This is a genomic window from Endozoicomonas sp. PH6C, assembly GCF_059322965.1.
Map to the genome: position 1 here is coordinate 3,757,914 of NZ_CP185342.1, position 16,346 is coordinate 3,774,259.

17 protein-coding genes and 1 other RNA gene are annotated in these 16,346 nt (G+C 48.3%); 7 read left to right on the forward strand and 11 right to left on the reverse strand.

Features of this window, described 5'->3' with window-relative positions:
- Positions 1-412: 412 nt before the first annotated feature.
- The 3 genes from ACOMG9_RS14345 (at position 413) to ACOMG9_RS14355 (ending at position 3,616) form a co-directional block, all read left to right on the forward strand.
- Positions 413-1,702 (forward strand): capsule polysaccharide biogenesis protein, encoded by a 1,290-nt coding sequence (locus ACOMG9_RS14345; protein ID WP_494528988.1) that lies wholly within the window; start codon positions 413-415, stop codon positions 1,700-1,702.
- Positions 1,703-2,027: 325 nt separating this feature from the next.
- Positions 2,028-2,636: an acyloxyacyl hydrolase gene (locus ACOMG9_RS14350; RefSeq protein ID WP_422134147.1), complete on the forward strand. Its 609-nt coding sequence runs from the start codon at positions 2,028-2,030 to the stop codon at positions 2,634-2,636.
- Between the two features lie 68 nt (positions 2,637-2,704).
- Complete coding sequence (locus ACOMG9_RS14355) at positions 2,705-3,616, forward strand: hypothetical protein (RefSeq protein ID WP_494528989.1); 912 nt, start codon at positions 2,705-2,707, stop codon at positions 3,614-3,616.
- A 28-nt stretch (positions 3,617-3,644) separates the two neighbouring features.
- Here ACOMG9_RS14355 and recR read toward each other — a convergent pair whose 3' ends face one another.
- The 5 genes from recR to ACOMG9_RS14380 all read right to left on the reverse strand — a co-directional run bounded on the left by recR (position 3,645) and on the right by ACOMG9_RS14380 (position 8,463).
- Complete coding sequence (gene recR / locus ACOMG9_RS14360; protein ID WP_422134149.1) at positions 3,645-4,244, reverse strand: recombination mediator RecR; 600 nt, start codon at positions 4,242-4,244, stop codon at positions 3,645-3,647.
- A gap of 108 nt (positions 4,245-4,352) precedes the next feature.
- On the reverse strand, positions 4,353-4,679 hold the full coding sequence (locus tag ACOMG9_RS14365) for a YbaB/EbfC family nucleoid-associated protein (protein ID WP_317146116.1): 327 nt from the start codon (positions 4,677-4,679) through the stop codon (positions 4,353-4,355).
- Between the two features lie 91 nt (positions 4,680-4,770).
- Positions 4,771-6,780: a DNA polymerase III subunit gamma/tau gene (gene dnaX / locus ACOMG9_RS14370; protein ID WP_494528990.1), complete on the reverse strand. Its 2,010-nt coding sequence runs from the start codon at positions 6,778-6,780 to the stop codon at positions 4,771-4,773.
- A gap of 126 nt (positions 6,781-6,906) precedes the next feature.
- An RNA gene (gene ffs, locus ACOMG9_RS14375) (signal recognition particle sRNA small type) lies at positions 6,907-7,003 on the reverse strand.
- Between the two features lie 98 nt (positions 7,004-7,101).
- On the reverse strand, positions 7,102-8,463 hold the full coding sequence (locus tag ACOMG9_RS14380) for a L,D-transpeptidase family protein (RefSeq protein ID WP_448217373.1): 1,362 nt from the start codon (positions 8,461-8,463) through the stop codon (positions 7,102-7,104).
- A 694-nt stretch (positions 8,464-9,157) separates the two neighbouring features.
- Here ACOMG9_RS14380 and ACOMG9_RS14385 point away from each other — a divergent pair.
- The 4 genes from ACOMG9_RS14385 to ACOMG9_RS14400 all read left to right on the forward strand — a co-directional run bounded on the left by ACOMG9_RS14385 (position 9,158) and on the right by ACOMG9_RS14400 (position 10,874).
- Complete coding sequence (locus ACOMG9_RS14385; protein ID WP_422134152.1) at positions 9,158-9,415, forward strand: hypothetical protein; 258 nt, start codon at positions 9,158-9,160, stop codon at positions 9,413-9,415.
- Positions 9,416-9,586: 171 nt separating this feature from the next.
- On the forward strand, positions 9,587-9,970 hold the full coding sequence (locus ACOMG9_RS14390) for a DUF2237 family protein (RefSeq protein ID WP_448217374.1): 384 nt from the start codon (positions 9,587-9,589) through the stop codon (positions 9,968-9,970).
- A 102-nt stretch (positions 9,971-10,072) separates the two neighbouring features.
- The gene (locus tag ACOMG9_RS14395) at positions 10,073-10,588 is read left to right on the forward strand and encodes a ProQ/FINO family protein (RefSeq protein WP_448217375.1); all 516 of its coding nucleotides are present in this window, start codon (positions 10,073-10,075) and stop codon (positions 10,586-10,588) included.
- A gap of 4 nt (positions 10,589-10,592) precedes the next feature.
- The gene (locus ACOMG9_RS14400) at positions 10,593-10,874 is read left to right on the forward strand and encodes a peptidylprolyl isomerase (protein WP_422475602.1); all 282 of its coding nucleotides are present in this window, start codon (positions 10,593-10,595) and stop codon (positions 10,872-10,874) included.
- 36 nt (positions 10,875-10,910) lie between these two features.
- Here the strand turns inward: ACOMG9_RS14400 and ACOMG9_RS14405 are convergent, their stop codons facing one another.
- From ACOMG9_RS14405 to ACOMG9_RS14430, 6 genes are all read right to left on the reverse strand, one after another.
- Positions 10,911-11,684 carry an enoyl-CoA hydratase gene (locus ACOMG9_RS14405; RefSeq protein WP_494528991.1) on the reverse strand — a complete coding sequence of 258 codons (774 nt, stop codon included), beginning with the start codon at positions 11,682-11,684 and terminating at the stop codon, positions 10,911-10,913.
- Between the two features lie 3 nt (positions 11,685-11,687).
- The gene (locus ACOMG9_RS14410) at positions 11,688-12,845 is read right to left on the reverse strand and encodes an acyl-CoA dehydrogenase family protein (RefSeq protein ID WP_448217378.1); all 1,158 of its coding nucleotides are present in this window, start codon (positions 12,843-12,845) and stop codon (positions 11,688-11,690) included.
- A 125-nt stretch (positions 12,846-12,970) separates the two neighbouring features.
- Positions 12,971-14,146, reverse strand: a complete 1,176-nt coding sequence (locus tag ACOMG9_RS14415; protein ID WP_448217379.1) for a thiolase family protein — start codon at positions 14,144-14,146, stop codon at positions 12,971-12,973.
- A 283-nt stretch (positions 14,147-14,429) separates the two neighbouring features.
- Positions 14,430-14,708 (reverse strand): hypothetical protein, encoded by a 279-nt coding sequence (locus ACOMG9_RS14420; RefSeq protein ID WP_422410530.1) that lies wholly within the window; start codon positions 14,706-14,708, stop codon positions 14,430-14,432.
- Positions 14,709-14,940: 232 nt separating this feature from the next.
- On the reverse strand, positions 14,941-15,516 hold the full coding sequence (locus ACOMG9_RS14425; RefSeq protein WP_448217380.1) for a chalcone isomerase family protein: 576 nt from the start codon (positions 15,514-15,516) through the stop codon (positions 14,941-14,943).
- Positions 15,517-15,609: 93 nt separating this feature from the next.
- Complete coding sequence (locus ACOMG9_RS14430; RefSeq protein WP_448217381.1) at positions 15,610-16,197, reverse strand: DUF924 family protein; 588 nt, start codon at positions 16,195-16,197, stop codon at positions 15,610-15,612.
- Positions 16,198-16,346 lie beyond the last annotated feature (149 nt).

Sequence of the window (16,346 nt, forward strand, 5' to 3'; positions counted from 1 at the left end):
CCGTATAATCAGGTTCAGTATAATCGTTCTCGCATATCACTCCTGACAGCTCTGCAACCACTCCCTCTGACTTTATCTCATCGCGCTCTCAAGACATTGACAGTGATCTCAGGCAATTTTCTACCTGCCTGGACAGGCTCTGTTGACTGGCTGCATCAACTTTAAATTGTTTAACCACTTCAGGACCCAATGTTAAGGTGAGTTTAATCATTACCACGTACTATACGTATAGCCTTCTCAATGCAGAACCTAGTATTGTTTAAGACAACCATATTAAAACCCAAACCAGTTTGCTTGCTACAGCAATTCAATTACATTCAGTTATATTTTTAGACTGGCTTATGCTAGGATTTGCACAACACACGACAACCGATAAGCGACCAAGGTCATACACAAGGATCGGATTTAGGCTATGACCAAATCTGCCGTACTTTTTCTTCAAGGCCCACTGGGGCCATTTTTCAAGCGGCTGGCACGCACCTTTTCCAGAGCGGGTTACACCACCCACAAAATCAACTTTAATGGCGGCGACCGGTTTTTTTCATGGGCTGATGTTCAGACCCACTACAAGGGAAAACCAGCTGACTGGGCCGCTTTTCTTGAACAGTACCTCACCGAACATCGTATCGAAGCCGTTTTTCTCCTTGGTGACTGCCGTTATTATCACAGAACTGCAAAGCCGGTCTGTGATGCCTTGGGGGTTCAATTTTGTGTCTTCGAAGAAGGTTACTTACGACCTGATACCATTACACTGGAGTCCGGAGGCGTTAATTCACTGAGCCAGATGGATCTCAGCCGCGAAAGCCTGGAGAGAATAACGCCATGCTCAGCTAAATCCAGCCAGACAATCGGCGGCACCATGAAACGAAGGACCCGCTACGCTGCTTTTTATTATTGGGCCAGTTCTTTCTCAAGGGATGAATTTTCTGAGTACAGGCATCACAGGGCTACTAATCCGGTCAAAGAAGGCTTTTACTGGTTGAGAGGGTTTGCCAGAAAACTGCTGTTTAAAAGTTATGACAAGCAAACGCAATTTCGTCTGGATAATGAGTTTGATCAGAGATTTTATCTGGTTCCGCTACAAGTTCACGACGACTCCCAGATGATTTTTCACTCTCCTTATGAGTCAGTGAAAGCTTTTATTCAGGAAGTCATAGTCTCCTTCTGGAAGCATGCAGATTTAGACAAGGTGTTGTGCTTCAAACACCACCCGATGGACAGGGGCTACACAGAATACGGGCAGTTTATTGAAGACCTGGCAACAAATCTGGGCATCCAGGACAGAGTGCTGTACTGCCACGACATCCCATTACCCGATTTATATCATCACACCTGTGGCGTAGTGACCGTTAACAGTACCGTTGGGATCTCCGCCCTTCTGCACCACCTGCCTACCAAGGTCATGGGACGAGCTTTTTATGATATCGAGGGCATTACCCATCAGGGATCTCTGGAGTCATTCTGGAAAAGTCCGGAGCCTGTTGATCGTCATTTATTCAAACAACTGCATTCCTACCTGTTTCAGAAAACCCAGATCAATGGCAGTTTTTTCAAATACTACCGGCTTACCTGTGATAGCAGTCTGCGCTTTTACGAAGAATTTCTGAAACCCGCTTCAACATTCAGACCATCAGAACAAGCGCCTGTCCTGATCTCTGAACAAGCCAAACCCCTGCCCTCCTCTTATAGCAGTGCTGCGTAGAGCAGCATTGACCACCCGAGCCATATTCATTCAGGGCTCTCCTTCTCTTCGTATACACCTCTGCTCAACACCCTTCTCTACCTAATATCGGTGGGAGATTCCTGTTAGTCACTTGAAATGTCCAGCCAGTTGAGAACAGTTGTGGAAGAACTACTCTTTATTACAAACAAGTCTGCGTGACCAATGCGCAAAGGATGTTAGCCCTCTTCTCTCATCAAATCCCCCCGGCAATAAGCTATCAGCAAATTCCTCATAAAGTTTCAATTTTATCGGCCGATAGCTAATGCGTGGAAACCACTAAGAGAATAATATCAAGGGGAAGTATATGAAGAGTGCTATTGCCAGCCTGTGCTTATCAGCGTCGCTGCTGATCCAGACACAGAGCGTTCACGCAGAGGACTTTGTTCCAGATGGTATCAATGTTAGCTATGGCCAGTACCTTGACCTTGTTTCAGGTCGTTCAGCGGATTACACCAATCTGCGCCTGGGTATCACCTGGGACTGGAAAAAGGACTTTTATCAGTCTGATAGCATTGTACTCAGCAGCTATTTTGAATTGGCTGCCAGCTCATGGAAAAGTAATCTCTCGGCCAGTGACAATCCCAGTCCTGATGGCAAAGACAAAGTAACTACTATTAGTTTTTCGCCAGTATTAAGAATGGGATTTCTCCCCAACGCCAGCGTGCGTCCGTTTATAGATCTTGGGGTGGGTGCCGCCTACCTGTCTGAACAAGATTTGGAGAAAGAAAAGAGATCACCTATTAATATGGGCGGTCACTCCCAATTCGAGATCCGGCTCATGGCAGGTATTGAATTTGGAGCTAATCAGCAATTTGAACTCAGCTATGGCTGGTTCCATTACTCCAATGCCGGACTGCACAGCATGAATGAATCCATTGATTTTCATTCGGTGACATTTGGCTACAACTGGTAATCACTTAGTCGGCAGCCTTCTAAAACAATAACTAGAATGGATACATCATAGTGTTATGGTGTATTCCAATGGCTGTTGGCTTATCGACAATTTTTGGATTTTTTGCTGCCTGGATGCCTCTGGAATCTCCCTGGGTGGATGTAGCAACAGACACCCCGGAGGATTTCAACCCTAATTGCCACTATCAGGTTGAGTTCGATCAAGCCTGGTTCTTTGCAGCCGCCGTCAATAAAGATGCTCTCTTGCTTACCCCCTACGGCAGCCTGGAAAATGCCGAGACTTATATACTCAAAATTTCTGCCGCACAGAAAAACACTCTGATCGTTGAAAGCAGTGACGGCACCAGTGAAAAACCTCTTGGCTTTAAATCCATTCGCAGATGGTGCCCTTCTGTTGCAGAGAAATTGGATCTCAACAGCAACAGCAGCTTTAATCCTGACTGTTTCCATTGGATCAATGAAGAACAGGCTTTTTACAATTACCTGTCCACCTGTTACAACAAAACCCGGCTTGAACTGATACCCGAAGACTTCGGCGACCAGAAAACCGTACTGAAAGCCCATATTCAGTCGAACAGAAAAAATACTACCCTTGTTCAGAAAGCGGATGGGCAAGCCATCAAAGTGCTGACCCACACAATACTGAGCCAGTGTCAGAATATTGAATGGAAAGAGTTTCCTGATCCGGATTCAACTGAAAAAGTGATTCATGAAGCCAGAGGCAGAAAGCTTCAGGCCAGCAGCTTCAGCAGAAATTGCTTTTATCGAGTGCAGCTCGATAGTGACACAAGCTGGCAAACCGCTTTTGGTACAGATAATGGCGGCTTCACCCTCTATATCAACACTTATTTTCCGGATTCTTTAACAGGCACACAGAAAACCATTGACTGGATGACTACGGACCAGTACACCCGAATACGAACAGGTGAAGCGAAAACCACAGGCCTTGTAAATCGAATTCAGTACTTTTGTCCTAAATGAACTACGACATCTCCCAGCCTCTGCTGCTTTACAGTTCAAGCTTTCGTCGGCCTGCCAATGCGTGGGCCAGAGTGCCGCCGTCAACGTATTCCAGCTCACCACCCAACGGCACACCATGTGCTATCCGGCTCGCTTCAACGCCCATATTTTTGAGCTCTTCTGCAATAAAGTGAGCCGTGGCTTCACCCTCAACCGTCGGGTTAGTTGCCAGAATGACTTCTTTAACCTGAAAATCGGACACTCGCTCCAGCAAGTCGGTCACACCGATTTCGTCAGGACCAACCCCATCGATCGGTGAAAGGTGCCCCATAAGAACAAAATAGCGTCCGGAATAGCCACCGGCCTGTTCCAGGGCCATTACATCAGAAGGGTTTTCTACCACACAAAGTGTTGATTTCTCGCGACCCGGATGACTGCAAATATCACACAATTCACTCTCACATAATGTTCTGCAAGACTTGCAGCGCCCAACCCCTTCTGCTGCTTCGGTGAGAGCTTTAGCCAGCCGAAGTGCACCCTCCCGGTCTTTTTCCAATAGATGCAACGCCATTCTCTGGGATGACCTGGGCCCCACCCCGGGCAAACAACGCAGGGATTCTATCAATTCCTTGATCAGAGGACTGAACATAAATGCACTCAAATTCCGGTCAGGGCCCACTCACCTTGAGTAGACCCTGGTAGCCAATGACTGTCCAAAGGTGTTTTGAACGAATAGCCTACTGCAAGAAAATGACGCTTAAAAAGGCATCTTGAAGCCAGGCGGCAGACCCATACCAGCGGTCAGACCACTCATTTTATCCTTGCTGTTTTCTTCCACTTTACGCACCGCATCATTCACTGCTGCCGCCAGCAAATCTTCCAGCATTTCCTTGTCTTCTTGCATCAGGCTTGGATCGATTTGGACATCCTTGACATCATGACGACCGTTCATAATCACTTTCACCAGACCGGCACCAGACTCACCAGTCACTTCAGCGTTCGCCAGCTCTTCCTGGATACGCTGCATGTCTTCCTGCATTTTCTGGGCCTGCTTCATCAGGTTACCCATACCGCCCTTAAACATAAAAACTCCTTTACGTTATCTTTTGGCTTATTAAAAGCGACGAACTAAACACAAATACGACCGCCGGATGATTGAAATACCCGGCTATTCATCACTTAACGACATTGCCAACTGGCTGAATACTGTCTTCGATGACGACAGCAGAAAATTTATCAATCAGACTTTGCACATGCTGATCATTAAAAATACTGGAGCGAGCATCAGCCATTCGTTCAGCCATTTTGCGCTCTCGCCAGGCGGCAGGCGTTTCTGCCTGAACCTGACCAATTTCCACCTGAACCCTGAGCGGCTGATCAAAATAGTCGCTCAGCGCTTTCTCAACCCTTTGCCGATGCATGTCGTTGTACAAAGTACTTCTGCCACTATCCAGTCGCAGATCGACTCTACCTGCTGAATGACTGACATACTCACAGTGAGAGGCAATCGTTCGGGTCACACCACCCAGAGGAAGACTTCTGAAAACAGGCACCCAGGACTGAACATTCAGATCAGCAAAAGAAATTCTTTCTTCAGAAGCAGAACTCTGAACAGGTTCTTCTATCACCTGTGCTGACTCTGGCTCTGGCTGAGCGACCGTCTCTCTTGATGCCTGCTCAGATGCATAAGCTTCATAAGTGGATACCGATGGCGGAACTCCATCCTCCTCCACTTGCTGTTTCTGAGAAGCTTCTACCGTTGGCGGAACTTCTTCATCGACATTTTGATCGGGCCCGCATACCTGAGCTGGCTCCAGACTGGATGGCGTTGAAGGAGAAAAATCTTCCGGCAAGAAATTTTCTGTAATAGCGGTAACAGGCTGCCCAGCTGAAGCCTGAGGTTGATATTCTTCAGTCACAGGCGATGACAGAGGACTTTCAGGCTCGCTTGTTTCATTATCCCTCTGCTGCTGATTTTCGGACTGCAATACAGCAGCAGGCTCAGGTTCCGGATCAGGAGAGGATACAACAGGTTCTGAAGCCTCTGTTGACTGAGCCTCCACTTCACGCCGGGCACTTTGTGGCACCTGAATGGCAACAGGCTCAGGTCTGAATGCCAGCATTCTCAAGAGAGCCATTTCGAAGCCGCCCCGTGGATCCGGCGCCAGCGGAAGATCTCTTTTCCCGACCAGACCGACCTGATAATACAGCTGAACGTTTTCAGCCAGCATATTACCTGCCAGCTCCAGAACCTGCTCACGATCACCCTGACTATTGTCCACTGCCTCTGGCACTGCCTGGGCAATGGCAATCCGATGCAGCATGGAAAGCATATCGTCCAGCACTGCCCCATAGTCCGGTGCATGTTCAGCCAGGCTGGCAACAGCGGCCAGGACTTCAGGAGCCCCACCCGAAGAAAGTGCCCTGACCATCTTCATGACCTGGCCCTGATCAATGGTACCGAGCATGGCACTGACTTCCTGCTCGGTTACCTGACCATTACCGAACGCGATGGCCTGATCGGTCAGGCTCAGAGAGTCTCTCATACTGCCATCGGCTGCTCTGGCCAGCTGCCAGAGGGCCGGACCTTCAAAAGGGATAGCTTCCTGGCCGAGAATATTTTCCAGGTGACCGACAATCCTTTCCGGTGTCATATTTTTCAACCCAAACTGTAAACATCGCGACAGAATGGTGACCGGTAACTTCTGAGGATCAGTGGTAGCCAAAAGGAACTTTACATGGGGAGGTGGTTCTTCCAGGGTTTTTAGCAACGCATTAAAACTGTGCACCGAGAGCATGTGCACTTCGTCAATCAGATAAACCTTATAACGCCCTCTGGTGGGAGCGTACTGGACATTATCAAGCAGCTCCCTGGTATCTTCCACCTTGGTTCTGGAAGCAGCATCCACTTCAATAAGATCAACAAAACGACCTTCATCAATTTCGCAACAGGCAGCGCACTGCCCACAGGGAGTAGAGCTGACACCTGTTTCACAGTTAAGGCACTTGGCAAGAATTCTGGCAATCGTTGTCTTACCCACGCCTCGTGTGCCCGTGAACAGATAAGCATGATGCAGCCGATCCTGGTCCAACGCATTGACCAGAGCCTGTAATACGTGAGTCTGGCCCACCAGCTCTTTAAAAGAACGGGGTCGCCATTTGCGTGCAAGAACCTGATAGCTCATTGAAAAGCTTAAATACCGGTAACTGAAACTGAGGACTCTATGCTAACCAAGAAAACGAAAGAATGCACGATTCACAGGGGTCTGATAAGGATATTTCAAGGACAGGGCAATACAGATGGAGGCAAACCCCACCAGCCACACCCCGGCACATGATGTCACTGCTACCGTTGCTCCCTTCCGGGCCTGGCGGGGTTCACAGCTGATCATTGCGAGGGGACCGACAGGGCCCACCAAAAAAACAGACGTCTCGTCTGGATGCAGCGCATTTTCCACAAAACGCCCTACTCCGTCAACTACTTATAGTGTCTCTCTGCCAGATGTTCAAAACCAGCTGGTCATGGCAGCGTCCTGCTGATAGATATCTTCTCTGAACCGGACTCTGCCCGATTCATCGGGCCAGGCTGTAAAGTAAACAAAATAGATAGGCACAGGCTGGAAAAGCATTCTTTTGTACGTCAGCTCTTCAGGGGTGGTTTTGTGCACCCACGCCATAGATTGCTGATGAAAGATGGTTTGGATCAAATCGGCAATCCCTTCAACCCGGGTACAGCCTGAACTAAACATCCTCCTTTCCTCTGCAAACAACTCAGGCTTATCCGTATCGTGGAGATAGACACCGAACGGATTCGGCAGATCCAGCTTAAAGCGCCCTAATCGGTTTTTCTCACCGGGTTGCTGCTCAAGCCGGTAACGAAATGTTCCGGGCGTCAAGGATCGCCAATTGACTTTATCGATAGCAACAGCAGGTGCCCGGTCCTCCCAGCTTTCATAGACGACGAAACCTTCACGCTTTAAAAATCCCGGTTCTTTCCTTTCTGCCCTTAACATCGAATGGGCGGCTATAGAATGAGGAACTTTCCAGACGGGATTGAATGTCACACTTTCGACATGATCATTGAAAACCGGCGTCTGCTTATGACGCATTCCAACGATCGCCTTATGAATCTTCTGATTGGTTTTATTCTTGACCCAGGCAACATTGAAACCCGCAATATCCACACGAATGTGAGGGTATGGCAGTGTCGATGGCAACCAGCGAAGACGCTCAAGATTAGCCTTAAGCGTTCTGATTCTTTCGTGAGTTATGGCTAACAATGCCTGACGCGTCATGACCCCCAGCCTGCCATCCGGCATCAGATCAAACTGAAGCTGTACTTGCGTCAGGACATCCTTATGCGCTTGAGTGTAAACACTTCCTTCCAAATGCTCTGCAAGGTCCAGATCCATCAACCACTGATTCAGGCGGACAACAGCAGAGTGCCGGTCATCTTTGAAGAAAATCAGATCATCCGGAAATTCCTGAGCAGCCACCAGGCTCCAGTTCTTGAGTTTTTTCAGACTGTTGATCAAAGCACGATATTGGGGAAGGTCAGGCTCAAGACCCTTAAGGTCATCAATGGAATAGCGTTGCGATTGATCTTTTTCTTTACGTGGCTGGTCATCTATCTGCCAGCCTGGCTGAAACAATCTTTTATCAAGACGCCCTCTATCAACATACAAAGCGTACCGACGAACTATTTGTTGAAGTGCTGCAGAAGAAGGACTGGCAACCAGGCGCTGCCAGTCCAGGTCCTCCACAGGAATACCCTGTTCTGGTAAACCGGCAATCCAGTTGATATAAGCAGTATTATCGGCCTTGGCATAAAGCGTGAACCCAATCAGCATGACAACCCATCTATGCATAATATCCTCGTCTTCAGCTGCGCTCCGGGGACAGACAATGTCTGGGGAAACAAAATCAGTGGCTAAGTACCTGGCCAGTCGGTTTCGCATATTCTGGCGAGTGGATTTTTTCATCCTTCAAGGCGCAACGACGGGCGCGTAGCCTTAGCTACGCAACCAGAGTTGGAACGCAGAAGGATGGAAAAAGCCGCCGTCCAGAATATGCGAAACCAACTGGTTAGGTACTTATATGAAGACTAAAGAGCGCTGCAAACGATCAGGCAAAGAGGAGGCCTGACTGGCCGACAAAGAGCAGATTTCATTAGTGGGTGGTTGCCCGTATGATTTGCAGTGACAAAAATCTGTCAACTCAATGAAAAAAAAGCACTCCCCGACGGGATTTAATTTGGAACAATGTGTAACCCGCGATCCCAATCGTAACGTAGCACTACGGGGAACAACTCAAAAAAAGCCACTTACGCAGTCACCCCAAACAAAGGAAAAACGCACCAAAATAGGTATTAATACCCGCCTTCTATCATTGGCACGGGCTGTGCATATTATCCTCCCACAACGAGCAGCCTGTCCGAAGAAAGGACGTCAGGACAGCAGGTGAACAGGATTCATTATTTTTAATGTTGAAAGTACGTTTAGCTCGAACAGATCACTTTTTAGCTAAACACGCACTTTTCGACCAAGGCGATTTGGAACAAGAATGAGCAAACCTGAACAAAGTCACATGGAAGCTTATCTGAAATACCTCAGAGCCAATGTGCAGCTGAAAGAAAAACATCAAGAAATCAACAACCTCAGATTAGAAGAAACTGTCAAGACAGAAGGTTCTTTAAACGTTAAAGACTCTTTAGCGCTTGAAGCCGAATATCTAAGAAGTATTTATAAAGTCCTGCCAAGAGAACAGGCCCTGCAAATGACTCTCAAACAGGCAAAAAACCACACCTCTATCAGACCTTGATACAAGCAGTGATGCCTTAAACAAAGTAAACGACTGTGTCTACAAACAGCAATAAGAATCAAGGTCCTGATACTCCTCTCTTTACCGTCAGGATCTTACTGAAAATTCTTCATTGACTGCCGAAGCAACCTGCTGTTAACTCTCACCTCAGGACTGTCTGCGGAAAACGGCATGAGCACATCGGCTTCTGATCAAAAAAATGTTCTCGGGGAACCTCTTCAACCCTGTTGCCTTGATCCTGTTACCGGAATCTACCGGGATGGGTATTGCCATACTGACAAGAATGACATTGGACAGCACATTGTCTGCGCCAGAGTCACTAAGGATTTCCTGGAGTTTTCCCTCGAACAGGGTAACGACCTGATTACCCCCAATCAGGCCTACCGTTTTCCCGGACTCAAAGAAGGTGACCAATGGTGTCTGTGTGCACAGAGGTGGATACAAGCTTATGAAGCCGGCGTCGCCCCTCCAGTCTACTTGAGATCGACACACGAAAAGGCTCTTGAAATGATCAGCTTTGGTGTATTGAAATCTAAAGCCCTTGATATTCATTAATAAACGACACAAGTATTCGGTTTCAAAACATATCATTAGAAGTCCACAATGCAGTACAATTGCACAGAACAAACATCCCAAGTAATCAGTCATGAGCACAATATGCACAATGCAGAAAGAGAAGATCTGACTATTTCAAGGGCAGATACTCAATGCAGTAACCTTTCTTCTTCTGATGAACAGACTTCAGCTAACGATAGAGATGAAATATCCAGTTCTGAAGCACTCCGCCTGATCAGGGAACGCTGGCCTGAAGCCTTTCGGGTGGCTTCACCGCGTCCCCTTAAAGTCGGCATCCATAATGAAATGAATCAGACCGGTGAATTTCCGGCCAGTACCATCAAAAAAGCCCTGAAACTCTTTACTCAGCAGGATCGCTACCTATCATCGATCAAGGAAGGCAGAAACCGCGTCGACCTGAATGGCAAACCTGCCGGCAAAGTCAAACTGAAAGAAGCTGTCAACGCCGAAATTCTTCTGTATCAGAGACAACTGACTCGCCAGAAAAAGAATCAACGAGTCTTTGTGGGGCAACTCAAACTGGTGGTGACCGGACAACCCGCTCAAAGTGACACTTGCAAAACAACCACTAACCAAAGCTCAACCACTCAGGAGTAATCTTATGGCGACTGCCGGTGCCAGACACATCCTGGTTAAAACGCAGGAAGAAGCAGAAAAGCTCAAAAAACAGCTGGACAAAGGGGCTGACTTTGGCCAGCTGGCCAAAAAATACTCCCAGTGCCCCTCTGGCAAGAAGGGAGGAGACCTTGGAGAGTTTCGTCAGGGACAAATGGTAAAAGCCTTTGACCAGGTGGTGTTCCGAAAAGAAGTTCTTAAGGTTCATGGCCCGGTCAGAACTCAATTCGGCTTCCACCTGGTACAAACACTGTTTCGCAACGACTGACACTCAAATAGCAACCCGGCCAAGCCGGGTTTGGCTTTACTCGTAGCGCCAATCAGGTGAGCGCTTTTCCAGAAAAGCCTTAACACCTTCATTTTGATTCTGACCTTTAAACAACTTCAGGAACAGATCTCGCTCAACAGCGTACCTATTGCTTGAGGAAAGCCGATTCATTTGAATCAGCTTTTTACTGGCGACAACAGAATCAGGGCTTTGCTGACTCACCTTTTCAGCAAGCTCCCGAGCCATTGAACAGGACTGCCCCTGCTCTACGACTTCTTCCACCAGACCAATCTGACAGGCTTTCTCTGCGTCCACTTTCTCACCCAGCAATATTATCCGCTTGGTCCAGGCTTCGCCCACCAGCCACATTAAATTTTGAGTACCACCTGCACAAGGCAGCAGACCCACTGATGCTTCTGGCAGCCCCAACAAGGCCTGTCTTTCAGCCACTCTCAGATCACAGGCCAGCGCCACTTCAAGCCCACCCCCCAGGGCAAACCCATTGATTGCTGCAATAGAGATGCCCTTAAATTCTGTCAGTGTCTCAAAAGCCATGCCAAATGCTTCTGCCATGGGCCGGGCCTCCTCAGGCGAAACATCGGCAAACAGCTTAAGATCGGCTCCGGCACTGAAAAATCTTTCTTCTTCAGAGAAAATAATCAGGGCGGTCACCCTCGGATTTTCATTCAATTCATCAACCATCTCTTGAAGGAGCTCCAGACTTTCCAGTGTCCAGGTGTTGGCCGGCGGGTTATTCAGTTGGATGGTGGCGATATGGCCTTCGAGAGAAAGCTTCAAAAGATCAGACATAGTTCATTCCAGTCCTGCGTATTCATCAGCCAAAATTCTACGAGCAATGATCAGTCTCATTATCTCATTGGTCCCTTCCAGAATCTGGTGCACCCGGGTATCTCTGACATGCCGCTCAAGAGGATACTCATTGATGTAACCATAACCCCCATGGAGTTGCAGCGCCTCATCACAGATTTTAAAACCAACATCTGTGGCAAAACGTTTCGCCATAGCACAATAGGCAGTGGCTTCAGGGTCTTTTTGATCCAGCTTGAAAGCTGCGAGCCTGACCATCTGTCTGGCTGCCGTCAACTCTGTGGCCATATCGGCCAGCCGGAACTGCAAGGCCTGGAACTCGGCCAGAGCTTTTCCAAATTGCTTACGCTCCCTAAGGTATTCTCTGGCAGTATTCAGCGCCTGCTGAGCAGTACCGACAGAGCAGGTGGCTATGTTAATTCGACCACCATCCAGACCTTTCATAGCAAGAGTGAAGCCTTCTCCCTCCATACCCAGAAGAGAGCTGGCAGGAATCCTGACATTGTCAAAACTTACCAGCCGGGTTGGCTGACTTTTCCAACCCATTTTCTTTTCGTTACGACCATAAGTAATTCCTTCACTGTCGGCAGGAACCGCAAAAGCAGAGATACCTTTTGGACCCTCTTGCCCCGTTCGGGCCATGACCAACAGCAGACTGGTGCTGCCCGCACCTGAAATAAACATTTTCGAACCGGAAAGGACATACTCGTCTCCTTCCCTGACGGCACGGGTTTTCAGAGAAGCAGCATCACTCCCGGAACCCGGTTCTGTCAGGCAATAAGAAGCCAGTTTTTCACCCGTCACCAGAGTCTCACTCCACTCGGACAGCACCTCATCGCTGGCAGCCAGTCCTACCATCCAGACGACCATGTTATGGATGGTCATATAAGCCGTGGTTGACGTACATCCCATGGCAAGCTGTTCGAAAACCAGACTTGAGTCGAGCCGTGATAACCCCATCCCCCCCATTGATTCAGGTGCATACAGGGATAAAAATCCCAGTTTTCCAGCTCTTCTGAGGGTCTCAATGGGAAAAGTGCTATCTCTATCCCAGTCAGCCGCATGGGGTAACAGCTCTTGCCGGGAAAACTGGGCGGCAAGATCACGGAAAGCGATTTGATCTTCTGTCAGGGTAAAGTTCATTAACGGCCTCTTATTGTTTGTAAGCCTCAGGAGCCTGCCGGACTTCAGAAAATCACTACAGACTCCTTTTGCTTGTGGCGATTAATAAACGACCAAGTCGTCAAAAATCCTGAGCTCAAGACACATTAAATAAGCTCAAGTGCGATAGCAGTAGCTTCACCACCACCAATACAGAGGGATGCAACACCTTTGCTGCCCCCCTTCTTTTTCAGGGCATTAAGAAGCGTCACAATAATTCGGGCGCCACTGGCTCCCAGTGGATGGCCCAGCGCACAGGCGCCACCGTAGACGTTGACCTTGCTGTGATCCAGACCCAGCTCTTGCATGCACGCCATGGTGACAACCGCAAAAGCTTCATTTATTTCAAACAAGTCTACTTCTTCTGCCTGCCAATCCACCTTTTCCAGCAATTTACTGATAGCAGCAATGGGGGCAATAGTAAACTCCGCCGGTAACTGGGCATGGCTCTGATAGCCTTTGATGCGTGCAACAGGTGCCAAACCTTTGGCCAAAGCATCTTCTTCACGCATCAAAACGAGGGCCGCCGCACCGTCGGAAATAGAGCTGGAGTTTGCTGCTGTGACAGACCCGTCCTTCTCGAACGCGGGTCTCAGCTGCCGGATCTTTTCAGGACGGGCCTTGCCGGGCTGTTCATCCACCGTAACTTCACCATTACGACGTGTTTCCACCGGAGCAATTTCATCTGCGAATGCCCCTTCCTCATTGGCAGCCAGGGCTCTTCTCAGTGATTCCAGAGCATAGTCATCCATTGATTCTCTGGACACTTCAAATCGTTTGGCGGTTTGCTCGGCAAAAACGCCCATGGCCTGGCCTTCATAGGCATCTTCCAGCCCGTCAGTGAACATGTGATCTTTAATCTCTCCGTGCCCTAATCTCAAACCTGAGCGAGCTTTTTCCAAAAAGTAGGGCGCATTCGTCATACTCTCCATACCGCCTGCAACCACAGCGTCAGCCTCGCCCAATTTTAGCTGAGCCGCGCCCATCATGACGGTTTTCATGCCTGAGCCACACACTTTATTGACAGTTGTCGTGCAAGTAGAGTCCGGCAGACCTGCTCCTCTGGCTGCCTGTCTGGCGGGAGACTGACGACAGCCTGCAGGCAACACACAGCCCATCAGAACTTCAGAGATATCGGAGGGAGAAAGGCCACTTTTCTCAAGGGCAGAACGGATAGCGACAGCGCCCAGTTCAGGCGCTGAGACGTCTGAAAGGCTCCCCTGGAAACCTCCCATGGGAGTACGTGAAGCTGAAACGATGACAATACTAACTTGATCAGACATGGTAATCTCTTGTTTTTGTTGATGCTAAATGCACATACGGCAAAAAGCTCCATTGTACAATACATCTGCACTTCGTCTGCACTTCATCGCACTGAAACGATTACGGCAGAACAGCGATACAATACAGCCAGTATCCGACAGAACTGACCGACTCTCAAACATTCTACTGCAAGAGAGGACAAAAAATACCACCCTGAACATTTGGACTCGTGATTGCACTTCTGTGACAGGCACCTCTAACCTGAGAAGGCAAGATGTTTGGGGGGGGGGAATATTAATTCAGTTAGATGCAGCTATCATCCGCAATATCAAAGCATCCCCACTCGAGGAAGAGGCCTTCAACTTCGCGGATAGCTTCTTTGTCAGCACAACTGATGTGCCTCAGGACAGCATTGGCCATGACTGAAGCCAGATCACTTTTTAGCGACTCTCCCAAACCCGCAGGCAGGCGGAGAATGACATCCCCAAAGAGAATCGTGCCACCCTGGGTTACCCGGATAACATATTCCCCCTGGGTCGATTCAGTCATGGTGAGAACAGCTTTTTCTATAGACTTACTCATCAGTTTCTCCTCTTGGCTGATCGAAGGCACCTCTATCCATGCATCGGCTGAGAAGAGAAAAACATTGCTTGAATTCAGGTCATAAATACCTGACCGGTTAGTTTCGACATTAGCAGCAGAGGAAAGTGGCCTTGTGAGCAGCCCCGAAGACAAAACCGAAAGCAACCTATTGTGAAAAGCACTATCTTGTGAAAAGCACTATCTTGTGAAAAGCTCTATCTTGTGAAAAGCTCTACCCCTTGGCATTCAAACCCAGAATACCTTCCTTAAACTTCTGGTTGGGCGGGGTTTCACCAATCCAAACTTTAAGTATTGCGTTGAATAGTTTCTTGCCGGGTATGATCCCCTTTTCCTCCCCGGCAATAATGACTCTGGCTCCCTTACCAGGGATGTATTCAAAGGTTCCAGATTCTCCTTTGCTCAGAGTACCATCAATCATGCCCATAAACTGAGCGATACCTTTTTCCAGCTCCTTCTGCTCTTCCTCAGATGTATTAATCTGAATCGCTTCGTAAAAGGCATTGGCCATACGTCTCGCACTCATTTTCGATAACAGAATGGTGAAGCTCATTCTCTGATAACTTTCTTCAGAGAGTATGCGGGATACGTCAGTGGTGGGGTTTTCGAGATAGAGTGCACCAATGTAACCGTCTACCACCAAATACCATGTTCGAACTGCTGCACCCTGAAGTTGCAAAACAGTGTCGTCTGACTTCACAACATCAGGGATCTCCATACCCTTCATCGAAAGAGCCTGAGCTGACTGCCAGAGGGCCATCCCAAATGCGACAATAAACAACTTTTTCATAAGTATCCTTTGGGTATTATTATTGTTTGTCGCGACATATTACAGCAGCTGATACTTTATTCCCATTTTTACCACTGACATGGCGAAAAAAGCTCAGAAAGATGATCCAGGCTGCTGAAGAAAGCTCAATTCTTCATCGGTACTCTCACGTTCCAGCAGGCTGTTGCGATGAGGAAAGCGTCCAAATCTGGCAACAATATCACGATGTCTGACAGCAAAATCCAGTGAACCTGCGAGGTATTGTTGATAGCCATCTCCAGCCCCGCCAAGAATGCTCTCAAACAGCCTCACACATTGCTCCTGATCTTCAAGCGACTCACTGTGCATGAAAGGCATGACAAAAAAAACCTGTTGCAGCTCTGTCAGCTGATCCAGCTGACCCAGCTCTACACCCTCTCTGGAAATCGTCAGAGCAGTATGATCGTACTGAAAGGATCCGGGATGGCCCCGGAACATATTCCGGGGAAACTGATCCAGCGCAATAATCGCTGCCAACCGCCCTTCAGCGGATTCCAGCCATTCGTCGCACTCTCCGGACTCTACCGCCTCCGGCAAGCCAGCAAATTGATTGCGGATCTGCTGATCCTGAGCCTCACTTTTCTTCCACCAGCGGGACATTTGCACATCGCCAAGAGGTTCACCTTCAAACCAGAAACCCAAAACTTCCTGAAAACTTTTCATATTATTAACTCCCTTGATCGCGTCAGTTGAGTGGCACGCAGATTTTACTCAACCATACTTAATTACATCGCCTATTGAAATCACTGGAGATGACTCCAGATAGTCATTATCCGCTTACTATTCATTCCGAGACGTTATCCGAAAAGACT